General features: G+C 57.6%; 21 protein-coding genes, 1 tRNA gene and 1 pseudogene. 13 read left to right on the top strand and 10 right to left on the bottom strand.

Annotated features, from left to right (window positions below; genetic code table 11):
* Positions 1 to 14: 14 nt before the first annotated feature.
* The 4 genes from soxY to ACP15O_RS03495 form a co-directional block, all read right to left on the bottom strand.
* On the bottom strand, positions 15 to 431 hold the full coding sequence (soxY, locus tag ACP15O_RS03510; protein WP_425094652.1) for a thiosulfate oxidation carrier protein SoxY: 417 nt from the start codon (positions 429 to 431) through the stop codon (positions 15 to 17).
* Positions 432 to 459: 28 nt separating this feature from the next.
* Positions 460 to 930: a sulfur oxidation c-type cytochrome SoxX gene (gene soxX, locus ACP15O_RS03505; RefSeq protein WP_425094651.1), complete on the bottom strand. Its 471-nt coding sequence runs from the start codon at positions 928 to 930 to the stop codon at positions 460 to 462.
* 116 nt (positions 931 to 1046) lie between these two features.
* Entirely contained in the window at positions 1047 to 1625 is a 579-nt protein-coding gene (locus ACP15O_RS03500) for a thioredoxin family protein (RefSeq protein WP_425094650.1), read from the bottom strand.
* Between the two features lie 22 nt (positions 1626 to 1647).
* Entirely contained in the window at positions 1648 to 2385 is a 738-nt protein-coding gene (locus ACP15O_RS03495) for a cytochrome c biogenesis CcdA family protein (RefSeq protein WP_425094649.1), read from the bottom strand.
* A gap of 78 nt (positions 2386 to 2463) precedes the next feature.
* Between ACP15O_RS03495 and ACP15O_RS03490 the strand changes: the two genes are divergently transcribed.
* The 3 genes from ACP15O_RS03490 to ACP15O_RS03480 all read left to right on the top strand — a co-directional run bounded on the left by ACP15O_RS03490 (position 2464) and on the right by ACP15O_RS03480 (position 4369).
* Positions 2464 to 2826 (top strand): hypothetical protein, encoded by a 363-nt coding sequence (locus tag ACP15O_RS03490; protein WP_425094648.1) that lies wholly within the window; start codon positions 2464 to 2466, stop codon positions 2824 to 2826.
* A gap of 96 nt (positions 2827 to 2922) precedes the next feature.
* Positions 2923 to 3264, top strand: coding sequence for an ArsR/SmtB family transcription factor (locus ACP15O_RS03485; protein ID WP_425094647.1), 342 nt, complete (start codon positions 2923 to 2925; stop codon positions 3262 to 3264).
* Positions 3265 to 3310: 46 nt separating this feature from the next.
* Complete coding sequence (locus ACP15O_RS03480) at positions 3311 to 4369, top strand: YeeE/YedE family protein (RefSeq protein WP_425094646.1); 1059 nt, start codon at positions 3311 to 3313, stop codon at positions 4367 to 4369.
* Positions 4370 to 4469: 100 nt separating this feature from the next.
* On the opposite strand, the gene ACP15O_RS03475 is transcribed toward ACP15O_RS03480, so the two are convergent.
* From ACP15O_RS03475 to ACP15O_RS03465, 3 genes are all read right to left on the bottom strand, one after another.
* A complete protein-coding gene (locus ACP15O_RS03475) occupies positions 4470 to 5699 on the bottom strand; it encodes an acyl-CoA dehydrogenase family protein (protein ID WP_425094645.1) in 1230 nt (409 codons plus the stop codon).
* Between the two features lie 145 nt (positions 5700 to 5844).
* Positions 5845 to 7188, bottom strand: coding sequence for an amidase family protein (locus ACP15O_RS03470; protein WP_425094644.1), 1344 nt, complete (start codon positions 7186 to 7188; stop codon positions 5845 to 5847).
* Positions 7188 to 7976 (bottom strand): taurine ABC transporter substrate-binding protein, encoded by a 789-nt coding sequence (locus ACP15O_RS03465; protein WP_425094843.1) that lies wholly within the window; start codon positions 7974 to 7976, stop codon positions 7188 to 7190. The genes ACP15O_RS03470 and ACP15O_RS03465 overlap by 1 nt, the downstream gene beginning before the upstream one ends.
* On the opposite strand from ACP15O_RS03465, the gene ACP15O_RS03460 reads away from it, so the two are divergent.
* Entirely contained in the window at positions 7956 to 8201 is a 246-nt protein-coding gene (locus tag ACP15O_RS03460; protein WP_425094643.1) for a hypothetical protein, read from the top strand. The genes ACP15O_RS03465 and ACP15O_RS03460 overlap by 21 nt on opposite strands.
* A 599-nt stretch (positions 8202 to 8800) precedes the next feature.
* Complete coding sequence (locus ACP15O_RS03455; RefSeq protein WP_425094642.1) at positions 8801 to 11683, top strand: primase-helicase family protein; 2883 nt, start codon at positions 8801 to 8803, stop codon at positions 11681 to 11683.
* 301 nt (positions 11684 to 11984) lie between these two features.
* On the opposite strand, the gene ACP15O_RS03450 is transcribed toward ACP15O_RS03455, so the two are convergent.
* Entirely contained in the window at positions 11985 to 12818 is an 834-nt protein-coding gene (locus tag ACP15O_RS03450) for a hypothetical protein (protein WP_425094641.1), read from the bottom strand.
* 254 nt (positions 12819 to 13072) lie between these two features.
* Here ACP15O_RS03450 and ACP15O_RS03445 point away from each other — a divergent pair.
* The 6 genes and pseudogenes from ACP15O_RS03445 to ACP15O_RS03420 all read left to right on the top strand — a co-directional run.
* Positions 13073 to 13363, top strand: a pseudogene (locus ACP15O_RS03445) (CHC2 zinc finger domain-containing protein); the annotation flags it as partial.
* Positions 13361 to 14113, top strand: a complete 753-nt coding sequence (locus ACP15O_RS03440) for a hypothetical protein (protein ID WP_425094842.1) — start codon at positions 13361 to 13363, stop codon at positions 14111 to 14113. The pseudogene ACP15O_RS03445 and the gene ACP15O_RS03440, both read left to right, overlap by 3 nt.
* A 322-nt stretch (positions 14114 to 14435) precedes the next feature.
* Positions 14436 to 15095 (top strand): recombinase family protein, encoded by a 660-nt coding sequence (locus ACP15O_RS03435; RefSeq protein ID WP_425094640.1) that lies wholly within the window; start codon positions 14436 to 14438, stop codon positions 15093 to 15095.
* Positions 15096 to 15590: 495 nt separating this feature from the next.
* The gene (locus ACP15O_RS03430) at positions 15591 to 15890 is read left to right on the top strand and encodes a hypothetical protein (RefSeq protein WP_425094638.1); all 300 of its coding nucleotides are present in this window, start codon (positions 15591 to 15593) and stop codon (positions 15888 to 15890) included.
* Positions 15887 to 16366: a hypothetical protein gene (locus ACP15O_RS03425; protein ID WP_425094637.1), complete on the top strand. Its 480-nt coding sequence runs from the start codon at positions 15887 to 15889 to the stop codon at positions 16364 to 16366. The genes ACP15O_RS03430 and ACP15O_RS03425 overlap by 4 nt, the downstream gene beginning before the upstream one ends.
* A 196-nt stretch (positions 16367 to 16562) precedes the next feature.
* Positions 16563 to 17225, top strand: a complete 663-nt coding sequence (locus ACP15O_RS03420) for a hypothetical protein (protein WP_425094636.1) — start codon at positions 16563 to 16565, stop codon at positions 17223 to 17225.
* Positions 17226 to 17362: 137 nt separating this feature from the next.
* Here the strand turns inward: ACP15O_RS03420 and ACP15O_RS03415 are convergent.
* Positions 17363 to 17447: transfer RNA gene (locus tag ACP15O_RS03415), tRNA-Leu, on the bottom strand.
* A gap of 67 nt (positions 17448 to 17514) precedes the next feature.
* Positions 17515 to 19245, bottom strand: a complete 1731-nt coding sequence (locus ACP15O_RS03410; RefSeq protein WP_425094635.1) for an NAD(P)H-hydrate dehydratase — start codon at positions 19243 to 19245, stop codon at positions 17515 to 17517.
* Positions 19246 to 19419: 174 nt separating this feature from the next.
* Between ACP15O_RS03410 and ACP15O_RS03405 the strand changes: the two genes are divergently transcribed.
* Entirely contained in the window at positions 19420 to 19758 is a 339-nt protein-coding gene (locus ACP15O_RS03405; protein ID WP_319827009.1) for a P-II family nitrogen regulator, read from the top strand.
* Positions 19759 to 19791: 33 nt separating this feature from the next.
* On the top strand, positions 19792 to 21198 hold the full coding sequence (gene glnA / locus ACP15O_RS03400; RefSeq protein ID WP_425094634.1) for a type I glutamate--ammonia ligase: 1407 nt from the start codon (positions 19792 to 19794) through the stop codon (positions 21196 to 21198).
* Positions 21199 to 21521 lie beyond the last annotated feature (323 nt).

Raw genomic sequence — 21521 nt, 5'->3', positions numbered from 1 at the left:
CTCCTATGTCCTGATTAGCCGCCGCAGCCGCCGATGGTGACCTTCACGGTCGAGCTGGCCTTGGCGAAGCTGCCGTCAGCCATTTTGGCGATGGCAACAACGTCCTGGGTGCCGGCCAGGCGAATCCGGGTCGAGGCCGATTGCGAACCGGCCAGTTCACCGAAGTTGAAAGTAGCCACGCCCGGCGTCGGGTTGCCGGTGGCCAGCAGCAGAATGGCGGTGGCGCCGGCTGCCTCGACCGAAACGGGCACGGTATTGCCGTTTTCGGCGATTTCCGGGGCGGTCAGGGTCACGCCGCCTTCGGCCATGTCTGCGCCGCCGGTGAAGGTGGCGATTGCGTCGTCAGCAGCTGCATTGACCTGGATCGGCAGAACGGTCAGCGCCGCGGCCCCCAGCCCAAGCGCCAGCGTATCGCGTCTTGAGAATTCCATTTTCGTCTCCTTGCTCAGAATTGCCGTGTCACTTCAGCGTGGACAGGAAGGCAATCACATCTTCGATTTGTGCAGCCGACAGCAGCGGATCCAGAGGGCCATCCGCAGCTTTGCCGGTATAGGCGTTGCCCGGACGGGTGAAACCATCGACTTTGTAATAGGCCGGCATCACTGTGCCCTCGAAGGTCATTTTCGAGTTCACCAGAATGCCGCGCAGCTCGGCGATGGTGCGGTTTTCGCCTACGCCGTCCAGAATGGGGCCAACATTGCCCGGAAAGGTCAGATCCGTGCGTTCCTCGATGTTATGGCAGGCAATGCAATTGCCTTTTTTCTTATTCGAGAAGACGTCGAAACCTGCGTCCGCGTTTCCAGCTGCACCCGTCAGAGACTGTTCGACAGCCCCGTCCTCGGTGAATACCACATCTGCGGGCGCAACCGGGTTGGCAAATGCCGCGCCAGCAGCAAGGCTTGCCGCCAGTGTCAGAGTAGTTAGCCTCATGATTCCTCCCATGGGTCGTTATGGCTGTTATAGCTCGGTATACCGTAGTTCACCGCCCGCGCGGAACGCAACAACAAATTCACACTTGTGAATTTTTTTGGATGTTGCGCTGCGGGTCAGTCAAATTTTCCATTGTTGCGCTCTTGGATTCGTCGCGCGTGATAGCGTTGGAAATCTTCCCCATTATCAAGCAAGTATCGCTTCTCGGCAACCCAGGTATACATATCCGTCGTGGTGCCCCTGGCAAAGGCGCCGGGCATCATGGCGACGGTGGCCTGAGGGGCCGGAACGCCTTGGGGGACGTCCTCGGGGAAAAACAGCACGGTGGGCGTGAACAGAATCCCCCATTTGCGCATCAACGCCGACTGAGACATCTCCTGGCCATCGAAATCAATGGCCGCGTCACTGCCGTGCAGGTTCATTTGCACCACAAAGAAATTGTCCGCGATGAATTGCGACAGCGCGGGGTCCGAGTACACTTCCTCGTGCATTTTCTGGCAATAGATACAGCCGCGCTGTTCGATGATCACGGCCAGGCGTTTGCCTTCGGCATTGGCCTCGGCCAGATCTTCGCGCAGGTCTTTGAACGTGTCACGCATCCACGGTGTTTTATGCAGCCCGTCATCGCCGATTTCAGCCATCGCGGATGTGGCCAGCCCGATCATAGCGGCCAGCGTCAGTAGCAGTCGTTTCATGTCCTTCCCTCCCTTAAAAAGCTTATCCCACGCTGCCAAAGGCCGGGAACCAGCGGATCATCGCATCCGCGATCAGATTAACGGCATTCGTCGCGATCAGAATGGCGAACAGGATCAGCATCGCGCCCATCGCCTTTTCAACATAGCCCAGATATTTCCGATGTCTCTGCATCCAGCGCAGGAAAGGTTTGGCAAAGAGCGCGGCCACAATAAACGGCGCAGTCATTGACAGACCGTAAACCAGCAGCAACAAACCGCCGCGCCAGATGTCCCCCATCCCGCTGGCGATCATCAGGATCGAGGCCAGCGCCGGCCCCACGCAGGGGGTCCAGCCAAACCCGAAGGCCAGCCCCATCACATAGGCGCCCAGCACCGTCGTGGGCTCGGCTTTGCTTTCGATCTTGGCCTCGCGATACAGCAGGCCGATTTTCAGCACGCCCAGGAAATGCAGGCCAAAGACGAACAGCACCGCCGCAGCCACATAGCTCAGCGGCTGTTTCCACTGGGCAAAGGCCTGCCCCAGCGCCGTCGCCCCCATCCCCAGCATCACAAAGATCGAGCTAACCCCCAGCGCGAACATCACCGCCGAGACCACCAGCCGCCGCTGCGCGCCCGGCGCAATCGCGCCATCCTCGCGCAGTTCGGACATGGAAATTCCGGCCATATAGCACAGATAAAACGGCACCATCGGCAGAATACAGGGCGTAAAGAAGGACAACAGCCCCGCTAGCGCCGCCCCCGCAAAGGAGATATCCAACATCCGCGCGACTCCTTGAATAATTCACATATTCATATTATGTTGTGCGACAACTTGTCGTCAATCCGGGGGGCCACGCCCATGCGTCTTTTTCTGATTTCCGTCCTGACCTGGGTCAGCATGACGCTTTCTGCTGGCGCTGTCGAGCTCCTGATGGTTGAACGCCCCGGTTGCCATTACTGCATTGAATGGAAAGACAAAATCGGCCCCATCTACCCCAATTCCGCCGAAGGTAAATACGCCCCGCTGCGGATCATGGACATCTCGGATAAGGCCGAAGGCATCCAATTCGCCCGCAAGGTCGTCTACACCCCCACCTTTGTCCTGCTTGAGAACAACCAAGAGATCGGCAGAATCGAAGGCTACCCCGGCGAGGACTTCTTCTGGGGGATGCTGGAAATGATGCTGAAGGCCAAGACGGATTACCAGAAAAGCGCGGGCTGACGCTACGTCCGCTGCGACGCGGCGTCCCCATGGACTTGGCCCACGAAATAGTTGATAACCTCAGTCAAGAGGTCAATACGCCCAGAGGGACAGGCAATGGCACTGCCGGTGTTCACCAACACCATAACCGAAGACGAGATGGATCGCATCGTGGACAACGCCACCAATGCGTCCAACTTTCTAAAGGCCGTCAGCCACGAAGGACGGATGTTGATCCTGTGCCACCTGGTCACCGGCGAAAAATCCGTGACAGAGCTGGAAACCCTGCTGTCCGCGCGTCAGGCAGCCGTGTCGCAGCAGCTGTCCCGCCTGCGGCTGGAGGGGCTGGTTGTGCCCCGCCGCGAGGGCAAGGCCATCTATTACCGTTTGGCGGACGACAAGCCTCGGCGTATACTGGAACTGGTCTACGATCTGTTCTGCGACGACAAAGACGCCTGAAACAGCCTAAGATAGACCCGCGTTTGATCTGGAGAGGAGACGGATCATGCAGGAAATGCTGACCGAAGAGGTGCTGGTCGCCCTGGTGGGCCTTGGTGGCGGTTTGCTGCTGGGGCTGGCCGCGCGTCTGGGCCGGTTCTGCACCATGGGTGCGATTGAGGATCTGCTCTATGGTGGATCCAGCACACGGATGCGGATGTGGGCGCTGGCCATTGGCGTGGCCGTGCTGGGCAGCTTTGCGCTGTCGGCCATGGGCTGGCTACAGACGGAAACCTCTTATTATCTGTCGATCCGCTGGATGCCCTTTGCCTCGGTGCTGGGGGGGCTGATGTTCGGCTATGGCATGGCGCTGGCCGGCAATTGCGGCTACGGCTCGATTGCGCGGCTGGGCGGCGGCGACATGCGCGCCTTTGTCATCGTTCTGGTGATGGGCGTGTCGGCCTATGTGGTGCTGTCGGGCCCGCTGGCGCCGCTGCGGGTGATGATTTTCCCACAAGAGGATGTGGTGAATGATCTGCCCCCCGGTATCGCGCATCTGCTGAGCAGCTGGACCGGGGGCTCGGTGGATAGCATCGGGATGGCGATCGGCGCGCTGATCGTGCTGGGCGCGCTATCCAACAAGGCCTTCCTGACCGAGGGCAAGGCGATTTTCTGGTCCGTCGTTGTGGGCGTGGCCATCGTGTCGGGCTGGGCGGGCAGCCATTGGGTGGCCGCGACGGGATTTGCGGATATTCAGGTGGTCTCGCACAGTTTTTCGGCCCCCGTGGGGGAAAGCCTGCTGTATTTCATGACCGCCTCGGCGCGGGCACCGTCCTTTGCGGTGGGCTCGGTTGCGGGGGTGATCACGGGGGCCTTTATCGGATCGCTGATCAAGGGGCATTTCCGCTGGGAGGCCTGCGAAGACCCGCGCGAGCTGCGCCGCCAGATCACCGGGGCCGCGCTGATGGGCGCCGGCGCCGTGCTGGCGCTGGGGTGCACCGTCGGCCAGGGGCTGAGCGCGTTTTCGATGCTGGCCTTTTCCGCGCCGGTGACGTTTCTGGCGATTTTTGCCGGGGCGGCGCTGGGGCTGCGGCAGTTGATCGAAGGGTTTCAGCCAGCGGAGTGACATGAGGGGCGCTGCCCCTCTGCGCTGCGCGCATTCACCCCGGAGTATTTGTTTGAGCAAAGAAAGGATAAAGGGGCCACGCGGGGGCCCCTTTGCCGTTTCAGACTTTTTGCTGGGTATATTTGCGGATTTCCGTCCGGGCGATTTGCCGGCGGTGCACTGCGTCGGGCCCATCTGCAAGGCGCAGGGTGCGCACGTGGGTCCAGGCGTGGGCCAGCGGGGTGTCCTGGCTGATGCCCTGAGCGCCATACATCTGGCTGGCTTCGTCGATCACCTTTAGCGCCATGCGCGGGGCGACCGTTTTGATCATCGAGATCCAGGGGGCGGCGGCGCGTGCATCGCCCTGATCCATGTACCAGGCGGCCTTGAGGCAGAGCAGGCGGGCCTGTTCGATCTCCATCCGGCATTCGGCGATGATGTCATAATTCGCGCCCAGATGGGCCAGCGGTTTGCCAAAGGCCTCGCGGTTCAGCGCGCGTTTGCACAGCAGTTCCAGCGCGGCCTCGGCCTGGCCAATGGCCCGCATACAGTGATGGATGCGGCCCGGCCCCAGACGGCCCTGAGAGATTTCGAAACCGCGCCCTTCGCCCAGCAACAGGTTTTCCGCCGGGATACGCACATCGGTAAAGCGCATATGCATGTGGCCGTGGGGCGCGTCATCGTCGCCGTAAACCTGCATGGGGCGGAGGATCTCGATTCCCTTGGCGTCGGCGGGCACCACCACCATCGAGTGCTGCCTGTGTTTGGGCAGATCGTCATCGCCGGTTTTGACCATGACGATATAGACGGCGCAGCGTGGATCCCCTGCCCCCGAGGCCCACCATTTTTCGCCGTTCAGCACATAGTCATCCCCGTCCCGCACGCAGGACATCGCGATATTGGTGGCATCCGAGGACGCGACATTGGGCTCGGTCATGCAATAGGCTGAGCGGATTTCACCGGCCAGAAGCGGCTCAAGCCATTGTTTTTTCAGCGCTTCGGTGCCGTAGCGTTCAAACACCTCCATGTTGCCGGTGTCGGGGGCCGAGCAATTGAACACCTCGGCGCCCAGCGGGGTTTTGCCCATTTCCTCGGCGAAATAGGCGTATTCCACCGTGGTCAGGCCAAAGCCCTTGTCACTGTCGGTCAGCCAGAAATTCCACAGCCCGGCGGCCCTGGCCCTGGCTTTCAGCCCTTCCAGAATTTCCGACTGGCGTTCGGTATATTGCCAGCGATCGCCTTTGGCGACTTCGGCTTCGTATTCCTCGGCCAATGGGGCAATCTCGTCACGAACCATCGTGGCGACACGCTCCAGCAGCTTTCGGTTCTCCTCCCTGATCCCGAAATCCATCTCTCTCCCTCGTTCCTCATTGCAGAAATAGTTTCCACATGAACTACAGCACGGCCCCCAAGGCAAAGAAAAGCGCAAAGGCGCGATTTGGCAAAAGACGTGGGGTCATAGATGTCAGCGCCCCGCAGCAAAGAGCCCCCATCGTTCACTGTGCGCAGACACCCGGCTGGAGACGCCTGAGCGCCTCGGCAGTGTTTCTTATTGCGCTCAGACGGTCGGGCAAAGCATAGAGCGTCAGCCCCCAGGGGACGTTTTGCGGCGTTCTGCCGAAGGGCACCGTCAGCGCGCATAATCCCAGGGGATTGGCGAAGTTGGTGTAGGTGCCATTGCGGAAATTCGGGCCCAGCGGATCTGCCTTGCACATCGCGCGGGTCACCAGCGCCCCCACGGTTGGGGTGATCAGCACATCATGCGCCTGCCAGAACGCTTGCGTGACATGGCGGGCCTCGGCGGTTTCGTAAAGCGCGCGATAGGCGTCTGCGGCGGTAAACGCGCGGCTGGCCTGAATCATCGGCCCCACCACCGGGTGACAGTCCCTGGGATGAGCATCAATGAAGGCCCCCACGGACACGTCACGCTCGGCCAGATAGGGGCCAAAGAACATCAGGTCGTTGATCGCCTGAAACGAGGCAAGGTCCGTGTCGGTGGCGCCCAGCCGATCCGTCAGCAGCGCATAGGCCTGCCGATAGAGCCCGGCGACATCCGCATCGCCGAAAGTGTCAATCCGGTCCGGCGGGGCCATCGCCACACGGGGGGCAGCCACGTCAATTCCTGCGCAAACCTGGCCCAGAGGATCCTTTGGGTCGGGGCCTTGCACGATGCGATCAATCGTCAGCGCATCTTCCAGAACGGCGCTGAATACAGTTGCCGTATCGAAACTGCGGCAGGCATATACCATTCCGTGGCGGCTCCAGGCGCCGGGGGCGGGTTTCAGCCCGTAAATACCGTTATAGCTGGCCGGCACCCGGCCCGAGCCCCCAGTATCGGTGCCAAAGGCAAAGGCCACCATCCCTGTCGAAATCGACACCCCCGCCCCCGAAGACGAGCCACCGGGAATATAATCCGGGTTGAACGGGTTGCGGGCCGTACCATAGGGCGAGCGCACACCGACCAGCCCGGTCGCGAACTGATCCATGTTGGTTTTGCCCATGCAGATCGCGCCCGCAGCCTCGACCCGCGCCACAACGGTGGCCGATTCCTCGGGGCGATAGGCATAGGCGGGACAGGCGGCGGTGGTGTCGAACCCGGCCGTGTCGATATTGTCCTTCACCGAAAACGGAATGCCATATAGCGGCAGATCCCTGGCCGCCGGATCGGCCTCAAGCGCGGCGCATTTGGCAGCCAGCACGTCGGGCGCGATGGTTGAGATCCAGACCCCCTCTTGATCGGGGTCCGGGAACCGGCGGGCGAGGTCCGGCAACACTTGCGACGGTGTTGCCGAACCTTCCGCATAGGCGCTGCGAAGCGCACCTATGGTCAGGGGACGCATCATTCGGCTGCGACGACGGTTTGCAGCCACGAGGCTTCAAGGAAGGTTTCAAACACCTCGCGGCTGGGCGCTTCGGGCAGGCGATCCTGGCTGACCAGGAAATCCGAAGTGGCAATCAGCGTGTCCACAAAACCACCGGCGGCCTCTTCCGTGCCGATATATTGCGCGGTCAGCTGCTTTTCGCAGGGCACCATTTCCGTGCCGCGCATCATCCGGGTGGCATCCTCCAGCGACAGTTCCAGCTCTTCGGCGATGATCGCGGCGGTTTCAGCGGGGTTGCTGATCCAGTAATCAATGCCTTCACATTCCGCGGCGATGAATTTCTCGACATAGGTTGGATATTTGTCGGCAAATTCGTTCATCACAACGCCCACATCCCAGGTGGGATAGCCGCGTTTTTCCATGATGCCCGAGGTCATGAAGATATGGCCGCCATCTTTGACCGCCTTGTCCAGATTGGGCTCCCAGAACCAGGCCGCGTCAATATCCCCGCGCGACCAGGCAACGGCAATGTCATTGGGCCGCAAATCGAGGATTTTCATGCTGGCCGGGTCAATGCCTTCATCCGCCAGGGCCTGTAGCAGCAGGTAATGCGTGGTCGAGCCAAAAGGCGCGGCGATGGTCTTACCCTCAAGATCCTTGAACGATTTGATCCCGGCATCGGTGCGCACCACCATGGCTTCGACGAAACGGCAGAAGACGCGCGTAGCGCGGAGCTTGCGCGAATTCTGGCCTTTGAGCCGGACAAAATGGCGGAGGTGATCGCGATGGCATCGGCACTTCTTTATGAACGCGACTTCGCCGCCGGGTGTCAGCCCGGAGTTGCGTTTGACGTGGATAGTCTAATGACTCATTTCCACACAGACCGCGCGGCGATGCTAAGCGCCGCCAAGCTTTGCGGGGCCATGCCCTTTGAGGAAAAGGGCAAAACGATCTGGGCCGATAGTGAAACAGTGCGATTTACACTTGATGCCGCCGCAATTGCGCGCGCAACAGCTAAGGCGCAGGGGTGATGCGTTCCCTCAGATTAAACGCCGCCACCTGCGAGCTTTCGGAGAAAGGCAGTCGTCGCATTAAGTTTCCGATGAGGATCAGTGTCCTTGGCGTCCCGGCCACGGCTGCAACCTGCGCCGACTTAAGCGAACTTACCGATTACGTCATGGCACACCATGCCTCTGCGCTATCCGCAGCGGAGATTGCCGACTATGTGCGCAATTTCTGTTTGCCTCTGGGCTTGCAACGGGACCGCGTTAGCGGCTGATGGGCGTGTTCGCTGCCATGGGCCACGTCGTCTGAAAGTAATTTCGCTTTACCTTCAATGTTTTGCTTGGTGAGTTAACGATTTTCAAACCGTATCCCTGCTAAAGCCGTCGCCAAGAAAAAAGACCCGCCGACGATGTATTGGCGGGCCGCAAGTCTGGCGCTGCGGATTGCAGCATAGCCCGGCTACATCAAACCCAAACATCGCCGTTCGGCGCGCGTAGCGCGTGCCCGAACAAAATAGCTGCGACCTGTATTCCCGAATTGGAGTTCGGGAGGCCGCAGCTATGATTTTCAATCACGACAACGGTACTCGAATACCACGCCGTTGTCAATGCAAACGAGTAATAAGATGAAAGATTTTTGTTCTAAATCGCAATATAATTGCGATGATGGATGGTTGCACCATGCAGAAATTCGCGGCGATACATCGCTAGACCTTGATGATCTTCTAGATCAGAAGTTCGTTTTCATGACCGGGAAGGTGTGTCCCGACGCCCCCCGCCACAACACCCGCGATGGTCATTGGAAACGAGAAGAATTGACCCTGAACCAATGGATTAACGGGGATCAAAAATCTTGGGGTTTGGCAGTTCACCCGGAAGCGGACTCCAAACATGGTGATGCAATATGCCCCTCCGAGAATATCGACGGCGCGCGCAAGGATTCTGCCGTCAAGACAATGTATGCAATCGTCACAGACCATGACGCAGGCGCGTCCATGGAAGACACAATACAGAATTTGGAAGCCGCCGGGGTGTTTGCGTTTGTTTACAGCACCTTCAATCATCTCACCACGCGGCTTGAATTGAAGCATGATGATGTAGTGCGCAAGCTGACGCTAGCCTCGTCCCCAGACCTTGCCCAGATCAAGGAATACCTGCGTCTGCACCACGCGACCCGATACGATGCTGCATTTATTGACGCAGTAGAGATCGAAAACGCGCGGACGCAGACAAAGGACGGGTTGCGCATCATCTTGAAAGTGCCCGCAATAGACAAATTCCGCGTGGTGCTGCCACTTGCCGAACCGGTGGAATTGGCAGACCTCGCTCCGACACTGGCAGGCTGGAAAGACATTTGGGCGGACAAGGTGACTGGCGTTTGCCGGAACATCTTGAAGGCTGAATTCGACGTTAGCTCCACAGATATTAACCGGTGCTTCTATACGCCCAGAAGCCCCAAGGGGGCTGAGTTTTATAATTGCATTGTGATGGGAAAGCCCCTCAATTTCGAAGATATCGAACCTTTTTCGAAGGCGGAGTACATAAGGGGGCGTCAGCCCCAAGGTGACGCGTTTCTGGCAGATGGTAGCGAAGGTGGGGAGGTAAAACGGTTCCTCATGCCGGAGACTGGGCGGTCACTTAACAAGTGGCATCATGAGCATAAGCACCGCTTTCTCATTTGCGACGCAATTGAAGCATACTCGCCCGACCGTATTCGTGTCGCAGGCGGTGAACGACCGGACACGCTGCATATCGAGTGCCCATTTGAACATGAACACTCGTCATCGGGTGGCACAGCCACAATGGCTATGAACCCCCATGCAAATGAACATGAAGTCTGGTCTGTCTTCTGTCACCACGACGCTTGCAAGGGGCGGCACAAACTCGAATTCATTCAACAGATGCTCGAAGATGGGTGGTTTGAAGAGGACGCGCTTTTTGATGAAGAGTTCTTACTCATCGACGATGAAGTAGTCGAAGAAGATACGCCGCCTTTAGAATTTGAGGAACGGCGCAAGCTTAGTGACCCGCTATTTGACGCCAAACTGGCAGAAGGTGGGTGGGTTGCCGGTGAAGGTGATAAACTTCGTGCCAACGTTCGCAAGATCGAAGCGCAGATGCGCCAGAGCATGTCCGAGATGTACAGTTTCGTCATTTTAGAGGGCGGGGAAGTCCGCGTTGCCCTGCGTCCCTCACGGGGGTGTGAGACGGATTTCTGGCGCGACACCGGGTTCAACAAGGCATTCAAAAACCGCCGCGTTTCATGGAATCCTGACGGCAAAAACGTCAAGCAAATTGACCCCGCCCAATTGTTCCTGACTGATCCGGCTCGCAAGACCTACATCGGAACGCAGTTTGAACCCGATGCGGCGCGCGTCCAGCGCGGTCCTTACAATACATGGACAGGTATCAAGACTGAACCTGTTGCCGGTGACTGGTCGTTGTTGCGTGACCACATCCGCAATCAGATCATCGCCGGTAATGGAGCGGACGATGATGAAGACGAAAAGCTGTTCAATTGGGTCATGACGTGGCTTGCGGACCTTTTCCAGAACCCCGGACGCAAGTTGGGATCATCTATCGCGTTGATAGGAGACCAAGGCACAGGCAAGAGCAAGCTTTGGGATCACGTCCGCGCCGCCATTGGTTGTCACGCCACCAAGATCACTAGCCGTAAGGCCCTTGTAGGGAACTTTAACGCACACCTAGACGCCAAGATTTTGGTTGTGGCAGAGGAAGCTTTCTGGTCTGGCGACAAGGAAGCCGCTGGCACCCTCAAAGATCATATCAGCAGCGAAACAATCACGATTGAACGGAAGGGCGTGGATCGGGCGGAAAAGTCGAATTACATACGATTTGCTTTCGTTTCGAACGAAGAATGGGTCATACCAACCGATGACAATGCCGATGCCCGCCGTTTCGCCGTGTTCCGGGTGAACAACAATCGGAAGGTTTGCAGCGTCAAAGACAAGGAGAACATACAGTTCTTCAAAGACATTGACCGGCAGATGGCGAATGGTGGCCTTGAGGCCATGACCTATGAGCTAATGAACTGGGACCCGGTTGAGCACGGCATGACGTGGGATGCGCTGCGCTCACCACCAAAGACGGCAGCGTTGCAGGAACAGGCATCATACGGCCTGTCAGGGCCAAAGGGCGCGCTCATGTCCATCATTGAAGCTGGGGTTTTGTCAGGTATCGACAAGGATGGGACTGCCTTCACTTACGATCTGTCAGACGATGAACCGACACCGGTTCTTCGCGAACATCTTGTCGCGGCTATACAGGGGCGGGGCACTCATGGCGGCGCTGCAAAGGCGACGGCGAACGCCGTCCGCGATTTGTTGGGCAAAGACGCGGAACAAGGCGATAACAAGAAGAATATTGAATTTGTGAACCCGCGCCTTGCGGCGCAAGGCGATGATGGGGTGACAAGCAAGAAGGGTAGATGGGTGGAGGTGCCCGCGTTAGCGGGCTTGCGTGCCGAACTTGCCCAGACCTACGGATGACCCATGTGCCGCAGCGAGACCCACATCCCATGTCGGATGTGGGTCTAATTTTGTCAATTTAAAACAAGAACTTAATCCGAATGGACCCAGAAAACCCAAAGGCCCAGTGATTTCTCAAACTTGACAGGAACGCGCACGGCGCATTCCTTGCCCATTCCTTCCAACTACTTTCCACCAATATTGTTTTTATCTGGGTCTACTGGGTCTAAGTGTGGTTTGGAGCATATAAATAAGGGGTATCCGTGAACCCAGAAGTATTTGAAATACTGGGTTCCGTCTGGGTCTTCTGCGGCCTGCTGGGTCACCGGCTGGCAATTGTCTGCAATCTCTCCGCGACATCGTGAGCAAGTTTTGCCACTCCCTCAGAGTTGTTGTGGTAGGTGATGCACCGCAGTGCACGCAGATCGAATGGCACATCATCCATATGCTGCGTTATCAGTATGACTTCTTTGCCAAGCGTATGCGCAATCCCGGCCTCATAGAAAACATTCGGGTTCTTCCCTGACAGATCGCAGATTATGACGGCGGATGTAGAAATAAGCTCTACAATGTCCTGCATGATGTGAGCATGTAGCCAAAAATCATCGGCGCGACGACATTCATATCCCATCGGTTCAACCACACCCTTGATCGCAGCATGCACGGCACCAAACGCGCCAGAAAAAGGCATCATGAGTGACACAAGGTTCTGTTGAACCGGCTTGTCGCTAAGCTGAAAAACGGTTGGTCGCGGTGCCTGTGCAGACTGAGCTTTTAATAGCTGATAGCTCAAATCCGCCTCTTTGACCGCCCAATGGTTTCGCGAGAATTCCCAATCGGTCATTTGAAGCTCAGCCGACATTGCGTATATGTCGGCATTTGTCAGTGTGGGGATATCTGGATCAAAGGTATACTGAAATTGATAGTCGCGCCCAACTGATGTGATCCGTGAAAGCCAGCCGACCCGTGCCGGTTCATCGGTTGTGCCTTCCTCCATAAAGAGCGTTGGCAAAGCCATAAGTGCCGGAACGTCCAACCTACCGTTTGGCTTAAACCGCTCTACAAGATGTTCTTCTGTATGCTCGAAGACGCGGCTCGCCGTCATAGAGCTTTGCCGCGCGTTCTGCGTCCCTGTGCCCACAATGAGATTGAACAAGTTTGCCTCCAATTTCTTTTGGTTAGAAATAGTTGACCGATGCAGGCCGCACAACGCTTTATCGGGAAAAACGGCTACTACAGTGGCCGCGCGCCGAAAGCGCAAAAATTGTTCCACGTTAGTCGAAAATTACGTTTGAAGCACCCATCTCGCAACAAATGAAAACAACGACCCGCCGCCATGTAGACACACGCTGGCGTAATATTCGTCGCCTTGCTACTCATGAACAAACAGCTTTCAACAATGGTACCTCAATGATCCCACCCGGTTTCCTCGACCGCCTTCGACAGAAATTGCAGCTATCGGATGTGGTCGCCCCAAGCGTCCAATGGGATCAGAGAAAGAGCAACTTTGATAAAGGTGACTTGTGGGCACCCTGTCCTTTTCACGCAGAAGAAACTGCCAGCTTTCACGTTGATGACCGCAAAGGGTTCTATTATTGCTTTGGCTGCCACGCCAAAGGCGACATCATAAGCTTTCTGCGAGAAACGAAGGGCGTCGATTTCATGGTGGCGGTTCGCCGCTTGGCATTTCTTGCAGACATGGACACGGAGCTAGATGCCGCGATGAACCCGCCCCAAACCTTACCGCCTATTCTCACCACAAAAGAAGTCATTGTTGAGTGCTTTGAAAAAGAGCATTTTCTAGAAATTGGATTGCTCACTGGCTGGACTAGTTACATCCAAAACCACGACCGCCTTTTGCGTAGTTTGAGTTGGGGTGACCCTGACTATCCGGGCAACGTACTGGATATGTTGGTGGCAATGCAGAACCGCGATGACGGTTCACTGGCGAAGGTGCAAACATACGTAATGCAGAAATTCAGCAATGTCGCCACGGCGACTGCTCAGGTCGCGGCGTTTTCCAACACGCAACAGATCATTGGGTATACCTATGAACAGCCACGCAACGATGTAATCGGTGTGATGATGCCTTTCGGTGGATTTTCAGAAGTCTATGACGCGATAAAGGCCGCGTGCGCCACCACGACACTCCAAGCCAAACGAGCGGATGAGATGTGGGGACATTCAATGTTCATGCGGGACATAATGGAACTTGTGAACCACTCCGCCGTGGTTATCTGTGATTTGACGGGACGTAATCCCAATGTCTTCTATGAAATGGGGCTGGCCCATGCTTGGGGCCGTCCGGTCATACCGATTACGCAAAACAAAGAAGACGTGCCGTCCGATCTTCAAGCGCACAGATACCTTTTGTATTTGAACAATGCCGAAGGGCGGAATCAGCTAAGCGTTGATCTTGGTAAGCGCTTGAAATCTATTCTCGAAAACTGAAATCATTCAGTATCGGCGACCGATAGTTTTGATGATTGGTCATTTTGGGCCGAGTGCCCGCTAACGCGGGCTTTCAATACACGGAAAATTTTTCTTGGTGATCGTTCATTTTTTCTAGCGCGAGATTTCTTTGTCTAGCGCGAAAGAGAGGCGTTCCATACGACTCAATATGCAAGCTTCCTTTTCGCCAATCCCTCCGATTCCATGACTGGCGCAAGAACACTGAAAGACACTTAAATAATTGAAAAGACTCGCGAATCACTGATTTTCACTGTACTGTTCAAGCCACAATGTACGTTGACGATTTGAACGGAAGGCCGAAATGAAAACTTATGTGATCTACCGCCGTGTCAGCACCCAAGAGCAAGGCCGGTCTGGCCTTGGCCTTGAGGCGCAGCAACGTGATATTGACCTATACCTGACCAACTATGCGGACACGCCATATAGGGTGCTTGGGGCGTTCACAGACGTTTTGAGCGGCAAGGCCGATGATCGCCCGGAACTGGCGAAGGCAATCGCGCTGGCAAAGAAGCACGGCGCAGAACTGCTTGTCGCCAAGCTGGACCGCCTATCGAGGAAGGTCAGCACCATCGCCACATACATGGAAGACAAAAAGCTGCGCTTTCGCGTGGCCACCATGCCCCATGCCGACAACTTCCAACTTCACATCTATGCGGCTCTGGCAGAGCAAGAGCGCGAGTTCATCAGCAAGAGAACCAAAGCCGCATTGGCGCAGGCTAAGGCCCGTGGAACCAAGCTAGGCGGAATGCGCGATGCCACTATGAAGCGTAATGCGGTCGCGCGTCAGCGCGCCTGTGAAAGAGCCGAAAAGGTGCGCCAGATCGTCATGCCCTTGCGTGAACAAGGCGCATCCATGCGGGCAATCGCAGACGCCTTAAACACCGCCAACGTGGCAACGGCACGCGGGGGCGCGTGGGGTCCATCATCGGTGAAATACACACTTGATCGCCTGTCGGCATGAACGCCGCTAACGCGGCCAACATCAAAGGAACACACATGCAATTTGCGACCGGAATCGTGAATCTTTTCATCTTCTTTGCCGTGCTCAAAATGCTATCAGGATTTTTGACGGAAAATGGCCCAGCCGGGCATATGCCGACAGGCTGTCACAGGCGCAGAGATGCGCGCTCAAAGCCTTGAAGTTTAGAGGCATGTAGGGAGCGCGCGTAGCGCGCAATGCTGCCAAGAAAGGCCCGGTGGCCCCGTCAGGCACCCCTAGGGGTGCCCCCTCGAAGCGGGCCAGCAGCCACGAGCATATTAACGACCAATTTTTGTTAGCGTAAATCTCTGGCCAAAAATGAGATGTAAGGTTGGATAAAATTACTTTGGCAGCGGTTAGCAAAACCGCGTTCAAACGGTTAGCAATTCGTATAATTTACGTCATGACCCGTTACCTTTTTGAGAAAAAGGCCGTGTCATGCTAGAATTATGGAAATTCCCAAAATTTGGAAAAGGCATGTCCACGTCAACTTTCGCCGTGAATCGCGGCTCCGATCTTACATTTGAAATGAATTGGCCTGACGGCCCGTCTGCCAACGCCGATTTGACCGGTCACACCGTCAGCATCTTTGAACCTGACCCGCGCATTGACGGGCTGGTGTCGGCGACGCTCACAGACCCAGTAAACGGGGCAATCCGCGTGCGCGTCGAATGGGCAGACGGGCTGCCGTCGAATACACCGCTGAGCTTTCGTCTTATGACGACCAACGGTGCAGAAAACCAAACCACCAATCAACTCACTGTGGAATACTCATGACGCAGGTGGCCGTCAGCACCAGCCCGATTGAGGTAGAAACGCGCCGGATCGAAGAGGGTCCCGCCGTCACTGTCGCGGGTGGCAGCGTAGAAGTTAGCGCGTCCGTCGCGCCCGCGAGTGTAAGCGCTGAATCTGACATTATCGAAGTCACGGTTAGCCCCACCATCGCGACCGTGCAGAGCGTTGTCAGCGTGCCGGATGTATCCGTGCAAGTTGACGGCCCGCTTGAGGTGGTCGCGTCTACTGTAGGAATCCAAGGTCCACCGGGAGCGAATTCCGGTCCATCGGCTCTGCCACCGGACGAAACTGACGACTCAGACCTCAACTATATTTACTATGGTTGGATTTCCACGCGTGCCGGTGGCTGGTTGGTTCGGCGGGTAGACCGCTTAACGGAAGCCAAGACAAACGCCGCTACCGGCTACCCTAACTTCGCCGCAGCTTGGGAGAACCGCGAGACGCTGCAATACTACTGATTTTGCCTTAATCGACGCGTGGAACACGCCCGCAGCCCATTATTCTCGCAAAAGCCACGCCCAGACTTTCCTTTTTTCTCACAAACTGCTGAATTAATCTCACAGTTTTCTTTGTCTGAAACTATTATCTTCGCTGACAAGCGGTCGCTCCGTCCCGAAGTTAGGCCCATCGAAACAGTCGAGCAAAGGAAACGACATGGCAAAACGTGGACGCCCGAAGGGCAGCACCTATCCAGATGGGCCGTATCTGGATCAAATCGCAGACGCGCTGACGCGCGAACCGTCCAAATCTGCGAACTCGGCAATCATGAAAATTGCCGGTGCGCTGGGAATAACAGACTACAGACAGCAAGAAGCCTTCCGTCGTCGCCTTCACGACAAGTGGAGCACGCAAAAGGAAGAGCGATTGGCCGAGGCGCGTGAGCGCCAGCGTGAAAGGACAAATGCAGCCTTTCAACAGACCGCCCAGAGCCTCGCAGACAGCGCAGCCCGGATGGCTGACACAATGCGCCCGATTTTGGATCGACAACGCGAACTGGGGGAGCGCATCCATGCAGCTATGAAGCCCCACTATGACAAGCAAGCCAAGATGGCGGCGCGTATAGAGGAATTGTTGCGGCCCCATCGGGAAGCATCCGCACGAATCGCTGAAATCACACGGCGAATTCAACCTTCAACTGACGTGGTAAGGTTATCTGAACGGCTCAAGCAAAAATCGGCGGCGGCAGAGTTGTTGACTGCGAGTATGGGTCCTTTGTATGCGTCTCAGCTTCCCCGGCCTAACCCCTTCGCATCCACGCACCCAGCCGGGGCGAATGCACCAGCGGCAACACGGCGTGGGTTCAAAGTCGAAGATTAATTGTTCGGGGCGGCTCACGCCGCCCTGCTACTCGACTGCTACGCCCCAATCGCTATTCGTAGCAAAATCGTAGCAGTAGCAGAAATTTGCGGCTCTACCCCGACTGCAAAATTCACAATTCTCATTTGATTTCAAAGTGGTGCGGGTGGAGGGACTCGAACCCCCACGCCTCGCGGCGCCAGAACCTAAATCTGGTGCGTCTACCAATTTCGCCACACCCGCATTGTCCAGCCCCAGGGCCGGTCCGGCGATGATTAGCAAAGAGTTTTTCCGAAGGCGAGAGCAAAAATCATCTTTGCTCGGGCTGCTGCGCCTGCGCCTGCAAAACCCTGGATAAAATCTCGGGCAGGATCTCGGGCAGATCCTCGGCGATCAGACCGGGCCCAAAGGCGCGCGCGCATTCGACATGCAGCCACGCGCCGGCCTCGGCCGCGGCCATCGGCTCAAATCCCCGCGCCAGCAGCCCCGTGATGAACCCGGCCAGCACATCCCCGGACCCGGCCGTCGCCAGCCAGGGGGCCGCGCGCTCGTAAACGGCGGCATTCAGACTGCACCGCCCGTCCGGCGCGGCAATCACGGTATCGGCCCCCTTGAACAGCACAACACAGCCCGCCCGCGCGGCGGCCTCACGCGTGGCATCGACCTTGGAATAGGCCGGCCCTTCGGAGCAGCCGTCCGCCAGCTTCGCCGCAATATCCGGAAACAGCCGCGCAAACTCCCCCCCATGCGGCGTCAGCACCACCTGCCCGCCCCGCGTCAGATCCAACAAAGCCTCAGGCGCCCCGGCAAAAGCCGTCAGAGCATCCGCATCCAACACCGTCGCACGCCCCCCGGCCAAGGCCACCGGCACCAGATCGCGCGCCCGCCTCAGGCCCATTCCCGGCCCCAGACACAGCGCATTCAGTCGCGGATCCTCCAAAACCGCCGCCAGTTCCTCTGAGGTGCCGGCCCGCTGCAACATGATCGCCGTCACCTGCGTGGCAACCTCCAACTGCGCCGCGCCGGGCACCCCCAGCGTCACCAGACCAGCCCCAATCCGCAGCGCCCCCCGCGCCGCCAGCCGCGCCGCCCCGGTTCTGCCCGCCCCCCCGGACAGGATCAGCGCATGACCATGCGCATATTTATGCTCCCCGAACGTCCATAACGAACGGATACCTGCCCCCGTCGCTTCCCGGCACGCAACACGCCCCAAGCCTCGCTCATCATATGCCGCCCTCCCCCCGGTATGAGAAAGCGACGCCGCCTGCTGGCCAGACGACAACCCGATATCCACCACACGAACGGTGCCACAACTCGCCGGGCCATCCGCCAGCAGATGCCCCAGCTTTCGCGCATGAAAGGTCACTGTAAGATTTGCAAGATTGGCAAAATCGAGCGGCCGCTCCTCCCCCAGCCAAACGCCTGAATCCGCACACATCCCGCTTGGAACATCGACCGCCACCACTTTGGGAAACACACCGCGCGTGGCGGCCAAAGAGCTGGCCGTATTCAAGGCGATCGACATATGCCGACACTCTAAAAAGGGCCGTCCCAAACCAGTCCCCAAAAGAGCGTCCACAATCAAACAGACCCCCTCCCGCCCGCCGGGCCAGCCGTCGAACTGATCGTCCTCAAAAGGCGCAACACCGCCCAACGCACACCACCGCTCATAATTCACCCGTGCATCGGGCGGCAGCCTCTCGGCCTCCCCATACAGGAACACCTCAACGCCCCACCCAAGCTCACGCAGCACCCGCGCCACCACAAACCCGTCCCCGCCATTATTTCCGGGTCCACACAACACCACCGCGCGCTTCTTTTTGACCGAAATACTCTGGGGGGAGGCCGCAGGCCGGGGGGCAACGCCCCCTTCATCCGCCTCCTCAACAGCCCCTTCAGCCAGCTCCGGCCACTCTTCGAAAATCGCCTCAACCACGCCGCGCCCGGCCCGTTCCATCAACGCCAGCCCGGTGGCCTCTCCCGACTCGATAGCAGCCTGCTCGATGCTGCGCATTTGTGCAGCTGTTAGAATTTCGGTCATAAATTCGGACCTTTTGTTTGCAAAGTGATGCCTTTTTGCGCATTGCGCATAAAGTTTAGTCATTCTATGGGCTTTGCCATGCCCCTGCCCGGCGCTGCGATCATACTCAATTGTGGCCACCGGGGGAAAGTGTTCTGTCGCTTGTCGACAAGTCTGGTGAGGAGACCCAAGACGATGAAAAAAATCGAGGCGATCATCAAGCCCTTCAAGCTTGATGAAGTGAAAGAAGCGCTGCAAGAGGCCGGGATCCAGGGCCTGAGCGTGATTGAAGTGAAGGGTTTTGGTCGTCAGAAAGGCCACACGGAACTCTACCGCGGCGCCGAATATGTCGTGGATTTCCTGCCCAAAGTGAAGATCGAGGTCGTTCTGGACGACGATCTGGTTGACGGCGCCATCGAAGCCATCATCGACGCAGCGAAAACCGACAAGATCGGCGACGGCAAGATTTTCGTCAGCCCCGTCGAACAAGCTATTCGCATCCGCACCGGCGAGGCCGGCTCGGACGCACTGTAATACCCCAAAAATAAACTGAAAGGGATTAAGGGAATGAGCAAGGACGCAGTTCTTAAACTCATCGCGGACGAGGAGATCGCATATGTCGATATCCGCTTCACCGATCCGCGCGGCAAACTGCAACACGTAACCGTGTGCTCCGATCTGGTTGACGAAGACTTCCTGGACGAAGGCTTCATGTTCGACGGCTCGTCGATCGCTGGCTGGAAATCGATTGAATCCTCGGACATGAAACTGATGCCCGACACCGAGTCGGTCTACATTGATCCGTTCTACGCCGAGAAAACCCTGTGCATTCACTGCTCGGTTGTCGAACCCGACACCGGCGAAGCCTACGAGCGTGACCCCCGCGGCACCGCTCAGAAGGCCGAAGCCTACCTGAAATCCTCGGGTATCGGCGATGTGTCCTACTGGGGCCCCGAAGCGGAATTCTTCCTGCTGGACGACGTGCGCTACTCGGTCACCCCGTCCAAAGTCGGCTATGCCATCGACGCCGAAGGCGCCGCCTGGAACACCGATGCGGACATCGAGCACGGCAACCTGGCGCACCGCGCGGGCCACAAGGGCGGCTACTTCCCTGTGAACCCGATCGACGACGCACAGGACATCCGCGCCGAAATGCTGACCACCATGAAAAACATGGGCATGACCGTCGACAAGCACCACCACGAAGTGGCGACCTGTCAGCACGAGCTGGGCCTGGTCTTCGGCACCCTGACTGCTCAGGCCGATAACCTGCAAAAATACAAATACGTGATCCACAACGTGGCCCACGCCTATGGCAAATCGGCCACCTTCATGCCGAAGCCCATGGCCGGCGACAACGGTTCGGGTATGCACTGCAACATGTCGATCTGGAAAGACGGCAAGCCCCTGTTCGCAGGCGACAAATACGCCGATCTGAGCCAGGAAGCCCTGTATTTCATCGGCGGTGTTCTGAAGCACGCGAAAACGCTGAACGCCTTCACCAACCCCTCGACCAACAGCTACAAGCGTCTGGTTCCGGGTTTCGAAGCCCCCGTTCTGCGCGCCTACTCGGCCAGCAACCGTTCGGGCTGTGTGCGTATTCCGTGGACCGAATCGCCCAAGGCCAAGCGCGTCGAGGCTCGTTTCCCCGATCCCGCGGCCAACCCCTACCTGTGCTTTGCGGCCCTGCTGATGGCTGGCCTGGACGGTATCAAGAACAAGATTGATCCCGGCGAAGCCATGGACAAAAACCTGTATGACCTGCCCCCCGAGGAGCTGGCCGACATCCCGACCGTCTGTGGTTCGCTGCGCGAAGCCATCGAATCGCTGGAAGCCGATCACGACTTCCTGCTGGCCGGCGACGTGTTCACCAAGGATCAGATCGACGGCTACATCGAGCTGAAGATGGAAGAGATCCACAACTACGAGCACACCCCGCACCCGGTTGAGTACCAGATGTACTACAGCTGCTAATCGCAGCCGCAGACAGAGTTCGGAAAGGGCGCCTTTGGGCGCCCTTTTTGCCATCTGCCGCCTGCAACCTGCGCGGTAGCCACCCGATGTTTTCGCAAGGGCGAATCAACTCTGCCGTGCGCAGGCCCAGCCGGCAATCCCGCCCCCGCCCCAGCTTTGGACGCCAAAACCTTTGTGAATTTGCGGTTAACTGTTCATGCAGGGCGAACAGTCCGCCCTATTTGCCCCGATTACCCCGTGGACACCGAAATTCCGTCATATTCTTTCCCTTTTTCCGGGTGACAGTCAGAGCAGATAAAAGAACCGCACACTGGAGTCTCGTG

The sequence above is a fragment of the Youngimonas ophiurae (nom. illeg.) genome, from assembly GCF_049803795.1.
Taxonomy (GTDB): Bacteria; Pseudomonadota; Alphaproteobacteria; order Rhodobacterales; family Rhodobacteraceae; genus Thalassobius.
This window is presented reverse-complemented; position numbering and strand designations above follow the sequence as displayed.

What these genes read in the sequence shown, in the direction of transcription:
- ACP15O_RS03420 (WP_425094636.1), top strand. Translation starts at nt 16,563, where the DNA reads ATGGCAAAACGTGGACGCCCGAAGGGCAGCACCTATCCAGATGGGCCG.
- ACP15O_RS03470 (WP_425094644.1), bottom strand. Translation starts at nt 7,188, where the DNA reads ATGCGTCCCCTGACCATAGGTGCGCTTCGCAGCGCCTATGCGGAAGGT.
- ACP15O_RS03480 (WP_425094646.1), top strand. Translation starts at nt 3,311, where the DNA reads ATGCAGGAAATGCTGACCGAAGAGGTGCTGGTCGCCCTGGTGGGCCTT.
- ACP15O_RS03425 (WP_425094637.1), top strand. Translation starts at nt 15,887, where the DNA reads ATGACGCAGGTGGCCGTCAGCACCAGCCCGATTGAGGTAGAAACGCGC.
- ACP15O_RS03495 (WP_425094649.1), bottom strand. Translation starts at nt 2,385, where the DNA reads ATGTTGGATATCTCCTTTGCGGGGGCGGCGCTAGCGGGGCTGTTGTCC.
- ACP15O_RS03455 (WP_425094642.1), top strand. Translation starts at nt 8,801, where the DNA reads ATGAAAGATTTTTGTTCTAAATCGCAATATAATTGCGATGATGGATGG.
- ACP15O_RS03475 (WP_425094645.1), bottom strand. Translation starts at nt 5,699, where the DNA reads ATGGATTTCGGGATCAGGGAGGAGAACCGAAAGCTGCTGGAGCGTGTC.
- ACP15O_RS03440 (WP_425094842.1), top strand. Translation starts at nt 13,361, where the DNA reads ATGGACACGGAGCTAGATGCCGCGATGAACCCGCCCCAAACCTTACCG.
- ACP15O_RS03435 (WP_425094640.1), top strand. Translation starts at nt 14,436, where the DNA reads ATGAAAACTTATGTGATCTACCGCCGTGTCAGCACCCAAGAGCAAGGC.
- ACP15O_RS03490 (WP_425094648.1), top strand. Translation starts at nt 2,464, where the DNA reads ATGCGTCTTTTTCTGATTTCCGTCCTGACCTGGGTCAGCATGACGCTT.
- ACP15O_RS03500 (WP_425094650.1), bottom strand. Translation starts at nt 1,625, where the DNA reads ATGAAACGACTGCTACTGACGCTGGCCGCTATGATCGGGCTGGCCACA.
- ACP15O_RS03460 (WP_425094643.1), top strand. Translation starts at nt 7,956, where the DNA reads ATGGCATCGGCACTTCTTTATGAACGCGACTTCGCCGCCGGGTGTCAG.
- soxY (WP_425094652.1), bottom strand. Translation starts at nt 431, where the DNA reads ATGGAATTCTCAAGACGCGATACGCTGGCGCTTGGGCTGGGGGCCGCG.
- ACP15O_RS03410 (WP_425094635.1), bottom strand. Translation starts at nt 19,245, where the DNA reads ATGACCGAAATTCTAACAGCTGCACAAATGCGCAGCATCGAGCAGGCT.
- ACP15O_RS03405 (WP_319827009.1), top strand. Translation starts at nt 19,420, where the DNA reads ATGAAAAAAATCGAGGCGATCATCAAGCCCTTCAAGCTTGATGAAGTG.
- ACP15O_RS03485 (WP_425094647.1), top strand. Translation starts at nt 2,923, where the DNA reads ATGGCACTGCCGGTGTTCACCAACACCATAACCGAAGACGAGATGGAT.
- soxX (WP_425094651.1), bottom strand. Translation starts at nt 930, where the DNA reads ATGAGGCTAACTACTCTGACACTGGCGGCAAGCCTTGCTGCTGGCGCG.
- glnA (WP_425094634.1), top strand. Translation starts at nt 19,792, where the DNA reads ATGAGCAAGGACGCAGTTCTTAAACTCATCGCGGACGAGGAGATCGCA.
- ACP15O_RS03430 (WP_425094638.1), top strand. Translation starts at nt 15,591, where the DNA reads ATGTCCACGTCAACTTTCGCCGTGAATCGCGGCTCCGATCTTACATTT.